Annotated in this window: 14 protein-coding genes; 2 read left to right on the top strand and 12 right to left on the bottom strand. The window is 60.1% G+C overall.

Translation table 11 applies throughout. From position 1 onward, the window contains the following. Positions 1 to 6 precede the first annotated feature (6 nt). Both QMK52_RS00495 and QMK52_RS00490 read right to left on the bottom strand, forming a co-directional pair. Positions 7 to 1620, bottom strand: a complete 1614-nt coding sequence (locus tag QMK52_RS00495; RefSeq protein ID WP_005785816.1) for an NAD(P)/FAD-dependent oxidoreductase — start codon at positions 1618 to 1620, stop codon at positions 7 to 9. A 106-nt stretch (positions 1621 to 1726) separates the two neighbouring features. Beyond that, on the bottom strand, positions 1727 to 2398 hold the full coding sequence (locus QMK52_RS00490; RefSeq protein ID WP_005785817.1) for a COG3650 family protein: 672 nt from the start codon (positions 2396 to 2398) through the stop codon (positions 1727 to 1729). Positions 2399 to 2533: 135 nt separating this feature from the next. On the opposite strand from QMK52_RS00490, the gene QMK52_RS00485 reads away from it, so the two are divergent. Next, complete coding sequence (locus QMK52_RS00485; RefSeq protein ID WP_050989030.1) at positions 2534 to 2923, top strand: hypothetical protein; 390 nt, start codon at positions 2534 to 2536, stop codon at positions 2921 to 2923. Between the two features lie 33 nt (positions 2924 to 2956). Here QMK52_RS00485 and QMK52_RS00480 read toward each other — a convergent pair whose 3' ends face one another. Next, positions 2957 to 3556 carry a short chain dehydrogenase gene (locus QMK52_RS00480; protein ID WP_005785820.1) on the bottom strand — a complete coding sequence of 200 codons (600 nt, stop codon included), beginning with the start codon at positions 3554 to 3556 and terminating at the stop codon, positions 2957 to 2959. A gap of 105 nt (positions 3557 to 3661) precedes the next feature. On the opposite strand from QMK52_RS00480, the gene QMK52_RS00475 reads away from it, so the two are divergent. Next, positions 3662 to 4570, top strand: coding sequence for a LysR family transcriptional regulator (locus QMK52_RS00475; RefSeq protein ID WP_005785822.1), 909 nt, complete (start codon positions 3662 to 3664; stop codon positions 4568 to 4570). Here QMK52_RS00475 and QMK52_RS00470 read toward each other — a convergent pair. From QMK52_RS00470 to QMK52_RS00430, 9 genes are all read right to left on the bottom strand, one after another. After that, entirely contained in the window at positions 4567 to 5052 is a 486-nt protein-coding gene (locus tag QMK52_RS00470; protein ID WP_320403716.1) for a DoxX family protein, read from the bottom strand. The genes QMK52_RS00475 and QMK52_RS00470 overlap by 4 nt on opposite strands. Then, positions 5049 to 5825, bottom strand: coding sequence for a DNA-binding domain-containing protein (locus QMK52_RS00465; protein ID WP_320403715.1), 777 nt, complete (start codon positions 5823 to 5825; stop codon positions 5049 to 5051). Before QMK52_RS00465 ends, QMK52_RS00470 begins: the two co-directional genes overlap by 4 nt. Then, a complete protein-coding gene (locus QMK52_RS00460; RefSeq protein ID WP_148852407.1) occupies positions 5822 to 6700 on the bottom strand; it encodes a DUF692 domain-containing protein in 879 nt (292 codons plus the stop codon). The genes QMK52_RS00465 and QMK52_RS00460 overlap by 4 nt, the downstream gene beginning before the upstream one ends. 23 nt (positions 6701 to 6723) lie before the next feature. Further along, positions 6724 to 7020, bottom strand: coding sequence for a DUF2282 domain-containing protein (locus QMK52_RS00455; RefSeq protein ID WP_194440263.1), 297 nt, complete (start codon positions 7018 to 7020; stop codon positions 6724 to 6726). 240 nt (positions 7021 to 7260) lie between these two features. Continuing rightward, positions 7261 to 7962: an ABC transporter ATP-binding protein gene (locus QMK52_RS00450; RefSeq protein WP_005785830.1), complete on the bottom strand. Its 702-nt coding sequence runs from the start codon at positions 7960 to 7962 to the stop codon at positions 7261 to 7263. Between the two features lies 1 nt (position 7963). Beyond that, positions 7964 to 8731, bottom strand: a complete 768-nt coding sequence (livG, locus tag QMK52_RS00445) for a high-affinity branched-chain amino acid ABC transporter ATP-binding protein LivG (RefSeq protein ID WP_005785832.1) — start codon at positions 8729 to 8731, stop codon at positions 7964 to 7966. Next, positions 8728 to 9981 (bottom strand): high-affinity branched-chain amino acid ABC transporter permease LivM, encoded by a 1254-nt coding sequence (locus QMK52_RS00440; protein ID WP_320403714.1) that lies wholly within the window; start codon positions 9979 to 9981, stop codon positions 8728 to 8730. The genes livG and QMK52_RS00440 overlap by 4 nt, the downstream gene beginning before the upstream one ends. Continuing rightward, positions 9978 to 10901 carry a high-affinity branched-chain amino acid ABC transporter permease LivH gene (livH, locus tag QMK52_RS00435; protein ID WP_003193535.1) on the bottom strand — a complete coding sequence of 308 codons (924 nt, stop codon included), beginning with the start codon at positions 10899 to 10901 and terminating at the stop codon, positions 9978 to 9980. Before livH ends, QMK52_RS00440 begins: the two co-directional genes overlap by 4 nt. A 227-nt stretch (positions 10902 to 11128) precedes the next feature. Next, positions 11129 to 12256 carry a branched-chain amino acid ABC transporter substrate-binding protein gene (locus tag QMK52_RS00430; protein WP_032877333.1) on the bottom strand — a complete coding sequence of 376 codons (1128 nt, stop codon included), beginning with the start codon at positions 12254 to 12256 and terminating at the stop codon, positions 11129 to 11131. Between the last annotated feature and the right edge of the window lie 281 nt (positions 12257 to 12537).

Genomic DNA, 12537 nt, shown 5'->3' with positions numbered 1-12537 from the left:
GTGTTCTCAGGCTTCGATACCCAACATATCCCGCGCCAACGCCTCGGCAATCCGAATCCCGTCGACACCTGCCGACAGAATCCCACCGGCGTAACCCGCGCCTTCCCCGGCCGGGAACAGGCCTTTGACGTTCAGGCTCTGCATCGACTCATTGCGGGTAATGCGCAAGGGTGACGAAGTGCGAGTCTCGATGCCGGTCAACACTGCATCGTGCAGCGAATAGCCTTTGATCTGCTTTTCGAACGCCGGCAACGCTTCGCGGATGGCTTCGATGGCGAAGTCCGGCAAGGCCAGGGCCAGGTCGCCCAGGGACACGCCGGGCTTGTAGGACGGCTCCACACTGCCGATGGCGGTGGAAGGTTTGCCGGCGATAAAGTCACCCACCAGTTGCGCGGGCGCCTCGTAGTTGCTGCCGCCGAGGATGTAGGCGTGGGACTCCAGGCGCTCCTGCAACTCGATACCGGCCAGCGGGCCGCCCGGGTAATCCACCTCGGGGGTGATGCCGACCACGATGCCGGAGTTGGCGTTGCGTTCGTTACGCGAATACTGACTCATGCCGTTTGTCACGACGCGGTTCGGTTCTGAGGTCGCAGCCACCACGGTACCGCCAGGGCACATGCAGAAACTGTAGACCGAGCGGCCATTCTTGGCGTGGTGCACCAGCTTGTAGTCCGCTGCGCCCAGTTTCGGATGGCCTGCGTATTTGCCCAGACGTGCGGCGTCGATCAGCGACTGCGGGTGTTCGATACGGAAACCCACCGAGAACGGCTTGGCCTCCATGTACACGCCGCGCTCATGGAGCATACGGAAGGTGTCACGGGCGCTGTGGCCCAGGGCAAGAATCACGTGCCTGGAAAGGATCTGCTCGCCGCCGTCGATGACCACGCCGTTCAACTGCCCGTCTTCGATCAACACATCCGTGACGCGTTGTTCAAAGCGCACTTCACCGCCCAGGGCGATGATTTGCTCGCGCATGTTCTCCACGACGCCGGTCAGGCGGAAAGTGCCGATATGCGGCTTGCTGACATAGAGGATCTCTTCCGGTGCACCGGCCTTGACGAACTCGTGCAGCACTTTGCGTCCGTGGAATTTCGGGTCCTTGATCTGGCTGTACAGCTTGCCGTCGGAGAAGGTCCCGGCACCGCCTTCACCGAACTGCACGTTGGACTCGGGGTTGAGCACGCTTTTACGCCACAGGCCCCAGGTGTCCTTGGTGCGTTGGCGCACTTCCTTGCCGCGTTCGAGGATGATCGGCTTGAAGCCCATCTGCGCCAGCAGCAGCCCGGCGAAGATCCCGCAGGGACCAAACCCCACCACGATCGGCCGTTCAACCAAGCCAGCCGGCGCCTGGCCCACGACCTTGTAGCTGACATCCGGCGCGGGATTGACGTTGCGGTCATCGGCAAACTTGAGCAGCAGGGCGGCTTCGCCCTTGACGTTCAGGTCGACGGTGTAGATGAAGCACAGCTCCGACGACTTTTTACGGGCGTCGTAGCTGCGTTTGAACAGGGTGAAATCGAGCAGGTCATCACTGGCGATGCCCAGGCGCTGCACGATGGCAGGCCGCAGGTCTTCTTCGGGATGGTCGATGGGCAGCTTGAGTTCGGTGATTCGTAACATGACAGGATCCGGTAGGCGGCGGGCAAGGAGGCCGGCTGTTTTGCAAACCGGCGATTATAAGCCCCAAAGGCGGTTTTCCGTCAGGTTAAAACAGCCCAAGGCACAATCAGTCGTCCCGGGAGCCGCCAAACGCCGCGCAGCCACGCTGCACCTGGCCGTTCACCCGCAACTCGGCGCTCATGTGTTGCAGGCTGCCGCTCACGCTGTCGACGCAGCGCTGGGGCGCCACCCACAGTTCGATGTGCTGGTTATTGGCTTCGGTCATCAGGTTGAAGCGCCCATCGCCCAGTTGTTCTTCGACGTAGGGCACCGCCAGCGGTGGCTGGCCTTCGCGTTCCAGCACCATGCCCTTGGCTGTGACATTCATTGCCCAGGCCGGCTTATGGCCGTTGGCGCGCAGGATCATGCGCTTGAAGTCCGGATCGTCGCAGGCTGAGGTCGAGCGCTCTACGCGATAGAGTTGTTGCAGGTCGAGCGAACCCTGGGTGCCGCTGGCAACCCCGGAAAACTTGCCGCGCAGGTCGGCAAACAAAGCGCCTTGCTGGCCGGCCAGGGACGCGGCTTCCTGCAGGATGCTGGTGCCGCCGGTGTCGTTGACCACATAGTTGCGTTTGTCGCCGCACGGTTGGAACAACAATTTGCCCTCCACAGCGGTCAACTCACCCTGCATACGGGTCAGCCCGGCAGTAGACGGTTTGGCCGGCTCGCTCTCGAACATCTGGCAAGCGGTGAACAGGGGCAGCAGGGCAAGCAGTGCAAGAGTACGAGCGGCGCGCATTGATCGGGTCTCCAAAACAAGTGCCGCCACGTTACGCAGCCTCGCGTCGCACCACAAGTCTGTAAACGGCTCGAAACCAATACCTGCGGCATACGTCAGCCTTTAAGCCTTTACTGATGCAAGGACGGGAGCGGTATGCAAGGGTTGATGACTTTGCCTGGGAGAGTTGCGATGACAAATAAATGGAGCGCGTATGGACTGCTGTTTGCCAGCGTTTCGGTGTTTGCTGAGGACGCCGCGAGGTTGGAGTATTCGTCGGCTAATGACTTCACCGAGATCTCGCTTGAACTCAAGAGTATCCACAATCTGAATGCGGATACCGTATCGGCCAGCATTACGTTAAGCGAAGAGGCCAAGGCGCGTACCACAGCCATTACCACGCTGACCTACGGAAAGCAGATGACGCTTTATATCGATGGTCGCCGTTTATACACCAGCCACGTTCAAGGGATTATGGGGGGCAGCTTAAGAGTAGCCGTGCCCAAAGACTTGGCTGCGCAGTGGGCAACTCGGTACCTGCACTAAAGGTGGCAGGTACCGAGAACCTTCTTTGGCAGGTCAGCCCACGATAAAGGTCTGCCCTGTCTGCAAGCCCTCGACACTCTTCGCGTAGGCCAACGCCACATCTGCACCAGGCACCGGTTTGTACCCACGAAAGTATGGAGCGTAGCTGCCCATGGCTTCCAGCAGCACTGTCGGGCTCACCGAATTGACACGCAAGCCCCGTGGCAACTCGATTGCCGCGGCTTTGACAAAGGCATCCAGCGCGCCGTTGACCAGCGCGGCCGAGGCACCGGTACGGATCGGGTCGCGGTTGAGAATGCCGCTGGTGAACGTAAACGAGGCACCGTCATTGGCGTATTCGCGCCCGATCAGCAGCAGATTGACCTGGCCCATCAGCTTGTCACGCAGACCCAGTTCGAAATCGCTGTCGCTCATCTCTCCCAGAGCCACGAAGTTCACACTGCCTGCGGCGCAGATCAGGGCGTCGAACTTGCCGGTCTGCTTGAACAGCCTGCGTATCGAGGCGCTATCGCTGATGTCCACCTGGAAGTCGCCGCTGGTACGGCCGATGCTGATCACTTCGTGGCGTTGCGCCAACTCTGCCTTGACCGCTGAACCTATGGTGCCGCTGGCACCAATCAATAGGATTTTCATCGTGCTGTTCCTCCAGGGGGTTAACTGAAGGTCCAGTCTAGTGTGGCTTTTCAGGCGAATAAACGCGCTAATAGGCAACCTTTGGTTTTCAAATGGAAACAATCCATGAGCGAAATGGATGATCTGGCAGCCTTTGCTGTGCTGATCGAAGCGGGCAGTTTCACCGTGGCGGCCGAACAGCTGGGCTGCAGCAAAGGGCAGTTGTCCAAGCGCATCAGCCAGTTGGAAGCGCAGTTTGCCGTGGTGCTGTTGCACCGCACCACCCGCAAGCTCAGCCTCACCGCGGCCGGCGCGGCGTTGCTGCCCCAGGCACAAGCGCTGGTGGTACAGGTAGAACGCGCGCGGCAGGCGTTGGCGCGGCTCAAAGATGATTTGGCCGGCCCTGTGCGTATGACCGTTCCGGTGTCGCTGGGCGAAACCTTCTTCGATGGCTTGTTGCTGGAGTTTTCCCGGCAATATCCGCAGGTGCAGATCGAGCTGGAGCTTAACAACAGCTACCGAGACTTGGCGCGCGATGGCTTTGACTTGGGCGTGCGCGCGGCTGCCATCGAAAATGAACGCCTGGTCGCCAAGCCTTTACTGGCCTGGCACGAGGTGACCTGCGCCAGCCCGGCGTATCTGGAGCAGCATGGCGAACCGCTGACCCCGGCGGACCTGTCGACGCACAGCTGCTTGCTCAACAGTCACTACAGCGGTCGTGAGGAGTGGTTGTATCACCAGCAGCATGAATTACTGCGAGTGCGGGTGAGCGGCACGTTTGCCTCCAACCATTACAACCTGCTGAAAAAAGCCGCCCTGGTGGGCGCCGGAATCGCCCGCCTGCCGTCCTACGTGTTGCCGACGGAGTTGGCCGAGGGGCGATTGCGCTGGATCCTGCGCGACTATCAGACACGCCGAATGCCGATGTACCTGGTCCATCCCTACCAGGGTGGCCTGCCGAGGCGCACCCAGGTGCTGGCCGATTACCTGGTGGATTGGTTCCGGCGCAGCGGCGAGGCGCTGGATCGGCTTTAACGCAAGCGACGGGCAATCAGGTGGTCGATGGACAAGCAGCCCGGCCCCTTGGCGAGCAACAGCAACAACAGCGCGAGCCAGGTGCCGTGCGTGGGGTAGGCGTCAGGGTAGACGAACAACTGAATGGTCAAGGTCATGCCGATCAGGGCCAGGGCCGAAAAGCGTGTGGCAAACCCCAGCAGGATCAATACCGGGAAAAAGTGCTCGGCAAAGGTTGCCAGGTACGCGGCCACCTCCGGTGGCACCAGGGGCAACCGATATTCGCTGCGAAACAGCCAGAGTGTCGAGGCGGCGAGCTTGGGTTCACCGACTTGGAATGTGCCGCTGATCACATCAATGGCAAAGCCTTCGAACTTGGTCTGCCCGGATTTCCAGAACACTGCGGCAATGGAGAAGCGCGCAATAAACGCGATCAGGCTGTAGGGGATTTTTTCAAACAGTGCGATGGTTCGCTTTACCAGGCACGGAGCGGGAGTGTTCATGGCGATACCTTGGGTGGCAGATGCAAATGAGTAATGGCGTCGTGGCTGATCAGCAGCGTGAGACATTGGTGCAAGTCGAATTCGGCTGAGGCTTCAAGGGCGTCAGCGATGGCCAACTCCAGCCCGGCGCCTTGGTTGAGGCGGTTGATAAACGTCACCGAGCCGCTGTCGATGGCGAACACCTTGACCGCCAACCCGTGGCGCAGGACCAGCGCGCCTTGGGCGTACCAGGGGTTCAAGGTGGCGATAACCCCGTCGGCCTGGTGCGCAGCCCAAACAGACACGATCGCGTAGGGAGATTCCAATGTTTCGAGGGATGGATGCAGTCGCACCCGCAATTGCCCCAGCTGCGCGCAGCCTTGCAGTTGCTGGAGCACGCTGTGCTGATCCAGCGCCTGGCGATCCGCCGCGTGATAAGCCCGAACCCGCAGGCGCTCCAGCCGAGCGATATCTGCCAGGTATGGCACGCTTGAGGCCGGTTCGAAGCGCTGGATAAACGCTGCCAACGTGCTGCCGTATTCGCTGATCAAAGGGCTGGTGGGCGGGTGAGCCTGGACATACAGGCTGGCCATGGCGTGGAAAAACTCATCGCCAACCAGTTGCCGCGTCACCGGATAGGCGGCGACGAGCGCATTTATCAACGCGCTGTGGACATTATTGCGATACACCGCGAAGCGACTCGCCGGGTCGGCCCCGTTGCTGCTGAACACCTCCTCGGGGCAGGTTGCGTCCGGCGTCAGCAGCGCGTGGGCGAATGCCTGTTGAAGGCTCATCGGGCCACCTGCGACAAATAGCTTTCAGCCTGCCGGGCTTCGGCCTGCAATACGCTGAAGGGCGGCACCTGGTTATCCCGCTCGATCAACGTGGCCACCGGACCGGTCCGCGCCAGCACGTGCTCGTACAGTTGCCACACGGCGTTATCGATAGGCGCGCCGTGGTCATCGATCAGCAGGCGGTCGCCCAGGCTGTCTGTGTCTTCGGCAAAGCCGGCCAGATGAATCTCCCCCACTGCGTGCAAGGGCAGGGCGTCGATGTAGGCCGATGGATCGCGCTGGTGATTGATGCAGGATACGTAGACGTTGTTGACGTCGAGCAGCAGGCCGCAACCGGTACGGCGGATGACTTCGCTGATGAAGTCGGTTTCATCCAGGGTAGAGCGCTGGAACTGCAGGTAGGTCGAGGGATTCTCCAGCAGCATCGGCCGCTTGAGCGTGCTCTGCACCTGGTCAACATGCGCACACACTCGGCTCAGGGTGGTGGCGTCGTAAGCCAGCGGCAGCAAGTCGTTGAGAAACACCGGGCCGTGGCTGGACCAGGCCAGGTGTTCGGAAAAAGACTGGGGTTGATAGCGCTCGATCAACGTCGCCAAGCGTGCCAGGTGTTCGCGATCCAGGGCACCTTCGCCGCCGATGGACAGGCCCACGCCATGCAACGACAGCGGGTACTGCTCGCGGATCAATCCCAGGTAGTGATGAAACGGGCCGCCGGCCACCATGTAGTTTTCGGCGTGTACTTCAAAAAAACCGATATCGGGGCCGGTCTCAAGCACTTGGGTAAAGTGCTCGGTCTTCAACCCCAGCCCAGCCCGCAAGGGCAGGCCGGGCACCTGAGTCGGTGAGACCGTATAAGGGGATGTAGGCGTCATCATCAGTACTCAGGCTGCACGAGGTTTCAGGATTTGGCAGTGAATTCGGTTTCCTGGCCGAAGCCGGTCGGCGAGGTGGTGCTTGGGGTCTTGGTGCAGGTACCGGCGGGGACCAGCTTCCAGGCATTGGCCTGGTCCTGGGTTTTGGAGGTGCCGGCGCAAGAGGTGCCAGCGCCTGCGGCGCAATCGTTCTTGCCGGCTTCAGCCACGCCGAAGCATTTCTGCATGTCATCGGCTGCGTGGGCAGTGGTGCTCAGGGCGGACAGGCTCAGGGCCGAACCCAGGGCGAGGACGAGGGTGGCGGCGGACAGTTTGGTGGTCATGGTGTGTCTCCAGCAGTGGTTGAATGCGCAGGCTTGATTGCCTGCTTGCACCACTAGAGGGAGGGGGATTGAGTTCGTTACAAAATCAGTCGAAAAAACTTCAAATTTATGCAAAACAAAATGTGGGAGGGGGCTTGCTCCCGATGACAGTGTGTCAGGCACAGGACATGTGACTGATATACCGTTATCGGGGGCAAGCCCCCTCCCACATTTAGATCCAGTTTACTCAGTAACCGGGTCTTAACCTCCCAGATATGCCTCGCGCACTTTCGGATCGGTCAGCAGTTGCTCGCCAGTGCCCTGCATCACCACCCGGCCGTTTTCCAGCACGTAGGCCCGGTCAGCGATTTTCAATGCCTGGTTGGCGTTTTGCTCCACCAAAAACACCGTCACCCCATCTTTGCGCAGCTGTTCAATGATATCGAAGATCTGCTGGATGATGATCGGTGCCAGGCCCAGGGAGGGCTCGTCCAGCAGCAACAGCTTGGGCTTGCTCATCAGCGCCCGGCCGATGGCGAGCATTTGCTGCTCGCCGCCCGACATGGTGCCGCCGCGCTGGCTGAAGCGTTCCTTGAGGCGGGGGAACAGGTGCAGCACCTTGTCCATCTGCTCCTGGTAGTCGCCCTTGTCGGTAAAGAACCCGCCCATGGCCAGGTTCTCTTCCACGGTCAGGCGCGAGAACACGCGGCGGCCTTCCGGTACCACCGCAATGCTCTTGCGCATGATTTCGGCGCAGTGCCTGCCCACCAGCTCTTCACCCATGTAGCGGATGCTGCCGCTGTAGGCTTGCGGCGAACCGCACAGGGTCATCAGCAATGTCGATTTGCCGGCACCGTTGGCGCCGATCAGGGTGACGATCTCACCCTGGCGCACTTCGACATTGACGTCGTGCAGGGCCTGGATCTTGCCGTAGAACGTGGAAACGTTTTCGAACTGCAACATTTTACGCTTCCCCCAGATAGGCTTTGATCACTTCAGGATTGTCGCGGATCTGCTCCGGCGTGCCGTCGGCCAGCGGCGTGCCCTGGTTGATCACTACAATATGGTCGGAAATGCTCATGACCAGTTTCATGTCGTGTTCGATCAACAGCACCGTGGCGTTGTTTTCCTCACGCAGCACGCTGATCAGCGCCTTGAGGTCTTCGGTTTCCTTGGGGTTCAGGCCCGCGGCAGGTTCGTCGAGCATGAGGATCCGCGGGCGGGTCATCATGCAGCGGGCGATTTCCAGGCGACGCTGCTGGCCGTAGGCGAGGGTGCCTGCCGGGCGGTTGGCAAACTCGGTCAGGTTGACCTTGTCCAGCCAGTACGCCGCGTATTCCATGGCCTCGCGCTCGCTCTTGCGGAACGCCGGGGTCTTGAACAGGCCCGCGAAGAAGTTGGTGTTCAAGTGACGATGCTGGGCGATCAACAGGTTCTCGACTGCGGTCATGTCCTTGAACAACCGCACGTTCTGGAAGGTACGCACCACGCCCTTGCGAGCGATCTCGTGACCCGCCAGGCCCTGGATCGGTTGGCCGTCCAGCAGGATGCTGCCGCCGCTCGGCTTGTAGAAGCCGGTGAGGCAGTTGAACACCGTGGTCTTGCCGGCACCGTTGGGGCCGATCAGCGCCACGACCTGTTTCTCTTTCACGGTCAGGGCCACGCCATTGACCGCCAGCAAGCCGCCGAAGCGCATGCTCAAGTTTTCAACTTTCAGGATCTCGCGGCTCATTTGCGCAGCTCCATGTGTGGACGTTGCATGGGCAGCAGGCCTTGAGGACGCCAGATCATCATCAGCACCATCATGGCGCCGAACATCAACATGCGGTATTCGCTGAACTCACGCATCATTTCCGGCAGCAGGATCATCACGATCGCCGCCAGGATCACGCCCAGTTGCGAGCCCATGCCACCCAATACCACGATGGCGAGAATGATCGCCGACTCGATGAAGGTGAACGACTCCGGGGTCACCAGGCCCTGGCGCGCGGCGAAGAAGCTGCCGGCGAAACCGGCGAACGCGGCGCCCAGGGTGAACGCGGAGAGCTTGATGATGGTCGGGTTAAGGCCCAGGGCACGGCAGGCGATTTCATCTTCGCGCAACGCTTCCCACGCACGGCCGATGGGCATGCGCAGCAAACGGTTGATCACGAACAGTGCCGCCAACGCCAATAGCAGCGCCACCAGGTACAGGAACACCACTTTGCTGACCGGGTTGTAGGCGATCCCGAAGTACTCGTGGAAGGTCTGCAAGCCTTCGGCGGCGGTGCGGTCGAACGACAGCCCGAAGAACGTTGGCTTGGGAATGCTGCTGATACCGTTGGGGCCACCGGTGATATCGGTGAGGTTACGCAGGAACAGGCGAATGATTTCCCCGAAGCCCAGGGTCACGATGGCCAGGTAGTCACCGCGCAGGCGCAGCACCGGGAAGCCCAGCAGGAAGCCGAACGTGGCCGCTGCCATACCGGCCAGTGGCAGGCAGATCCAGAAGCTCCAACCCAGGTAGTGCGAGAGCAGCGCGTAGGTGTAGGCACCCACGGCGTAAAAGCCCACATAACCCAGGTCGAGCAGGCCGGCCAGGCCCACCACGATGTTCAGGCCCAGGCCCAGTAACACGTAGATCAGGATCAGCGTCGCAATGTCGACCGCACCGCGTGAGCCGAAGAACGGCCAGATCAGCGCGGCCACGATCAGGCCGATGATGATGTAGCGCTGGGTGCGCGGCAGGGTCAGGAATTGGCTGACCTTGGGCGACACCAGCGGGCCACGGTTGCCCTTGAACAAGGCACCGACCTGCTGGGTGAACAGCACGCGCAGAAACATCAGCACCGAACACAAGGCGATGACGGTCAGGGTCACGGGCCCGGTGCCATGCACTTCCAGGTTGATGCCGACAATGCTCAGCTTGAGGCCGAGTACCGGGAAGGCCACAGCCCACACCAGCAAGGCGCTGAAAAACGCCGATTTAAGATATCTGCTCATACTTTCTCAACCTCCGGACGGCCCAGGATGCCGGTCGGACGGAACAACAGCACCAGAACCAACAGGCCGAACGCGACGACGTCCTTGTACTGGTCGCCGAAGATATCGGCGCCAAAGGCTTCGGCCACACCCAGCACCAGCCCGCCGAGCATGGCGCCCGGAATGCTGCCGATGCCGCCCAATACCGCTGCGGTAAAGGCCTTGAGGCCCACCAGGAAACCGGCGTTGGGGTTGATCACGCCGTATTGCATGCTCAGCAACACGGCCGCCACGGCCGCCAGCGCAGCACCAATGACGAAGGTCAGGGCGATGATGTTGTTGGTGTTGATGCCCAGCAGGTTGGCCATCTTGATGTCTTCGGCACAGGCCCGGCAGGCGCGCCCCAGACGGGAGCGGGAAATGAACAGGGTCAGGCCCAGCATGGCCACCAGGGTGACCACGAAAACCAGAATCTGCATGTACGAAATCAGCACTTCTTGTGCGCCACCTGGGCCGAAGGAGATGCTCCCCGGGATCAGGTTGGGAATGGACTTGTCCTTGGAGTCCTGGGACAGCAGTACGGTGTTCTGCAGGAAAATCGACATGCCGATGGCGGAAATCAGCGGGATCAAACGGTTGCTGCCACGCAAGGGACGGTAGGCAACCCGCTCGATACTGTAGCCATAGGCACTGGTCACGATGATCGATGCCAGGAACGCAGCGGTCATCAACAGCGGCAGGGAGTGGATCCCCATCATGGCCAGCCCGGCAAGGGCGATGAAGGCCACATAGGAACCAATCATGTACACCTCGCCATGGGCGAAGTTGATCATTCCAATGATGCCGTAAACCATTGTGTAGCCAATGGCTATCAAGGCATAGGTGCTGCCAATGGTCAGGCCATTAACCAGCTGTTGGAAAAAATGATAGATCTCAGGCATTACAGCGCTCCTAAAAACCCGATACGCATTTCACTGGTGGAGTCATTTCCGGCTCGGTGCCCTGTTCTGTGACCAGGTTGCACGAAGCGTTTGCCAGCGAACCGCTGGTGACGGTTTTAAGATTTTCAGGTGAGCCAGCGCCCGGATCGCGGGTGACATGGCCCATAAACCTCGTAAAACAAAGCCCACTGCTTGCACAGTGGGCTTGTTGACCAGTAACGCCTGGCTTACTGAGGGGAAACTTCGGTTTTTGGTTTACCGAAGTGCCATTCGTAGACCACGAACTTGAAGTCCTTCAGGTCGCCCTTGGCGTCGAAGCTCAGGTCGCCGGTAGGGGTCTTGAAGGTGCCGGCGTGGATGGCTTCAGCCACTTTGGCGGTGTCTTCGCTTTTCGCGGCAGCGATACCGCCGGCGATGACTTCAACCGCCGAGTACGCCGGGAACACGAACGGACCGGTCGGGTCCTGCTTGTTCTTGGTGAACTCTTCAACGATGGCTTTGTTGGCAGGGTCGGTGTCGAAGGATTTCGGCAGGGTCACCAGCAGGCCTTCGGAAGCGCCCTGGGCGATTTGCGAGATGGAGTCGTTACCGACGCCTTCCGGGCCCATGAACTTGGCGTTCAGGCCTTTTTCCTTGGCCTGGCGCAGGATCAGGCCCAGCTCAGGGTGGTAGCCGCCGTAGTAGACGAAGTCGACGTTGGCTTGCTTGAGTTTCTGGATGATCGAGGAGAAGTCCTTGTCGCCGGCGTTCAATCCTTCGAAGACGGCAACCTTGGTGCCTTTTTCTTCGAGGGTCTTTTTCACGGCGGTGGCGATGCCTTCACCGTACTGCTGCTTGTCGTGCAGTACCGCAACGATTTTCGGTTTCACGTGGTCGGCGATGTAGTTGCCGGCTGCCGGGCCTTGTGCGCTGTCCAGACCAATGGTGCGGAAAATCAGCTTGTAGCCACGGGAAGTGATTTCAGGGCTGGTGGCAGCCGGGGTAATCATGATGACGCCTTCGTCTTCATAAATATCCGACGCTGGCTGAGTGGAGCTGGAGCAGAGGTGACCGACTACGAACTTGACGCCGTCGTTGACCACTTTGTTGGCGACGGCCACGGCTTGTTTGGGATCGCAAGCGTCGTCGTATTCCTTGGCTTCAAGCATTTTGCCATCCACGCCGCCCTTGGCGTTGATGTCCTTGATGGCTTGCTTGGCACCCATGAATTGCATGTCGCCGTATTGCGTTACCGGACCGGTCTTGGGACCGGCGATGCCGATCTTGATGGTGTCAGCTGCGAACGAATGGCCGGCAACCCCAGCCAGGACCATAGCGGCAAACAGTTTGGAAATCTGCTTAGTAGCCTTATTCATAGTGCTCCACTCTTACTGTTGTATTTTTTATAGTTCTAGCGGCCTTGTGAGCTGCAGAACCGGATCAGATATCGCGGATATCCCCCCGGTATTGCCCTGGCAACTGTACCGGTACAGTGTAGAGCGCCGGTTGATCAATTGAAAAGCTGGCAACGGGGGGCAAAACCTGAGCGTGTCGCTTAAATGAAAGAAAAAGACAGAATTGCGGCGGGCTTACACCCGTCTTCAAGGTGTTCCCTGGCTTTCCCGGCCCTTTCAATCGCTACCTCATTTGCTACTGG

The organism is Pseudomonas sp. P9_2 (genome assembly GCF_034008255.1).
GTDB classification, from domain to species: Bacteria; Pseudomonadota; Gammaproteobacteria; order Pseudomonadales; family Pseudomonadaceae; genus Aquipseudomonas; species Aquipseudomonas synxantha_A.
Note: the sequence above shows the minus strand (reverse complement) of the source record. Positions and strands in the feature narration are given on the sequence as shown.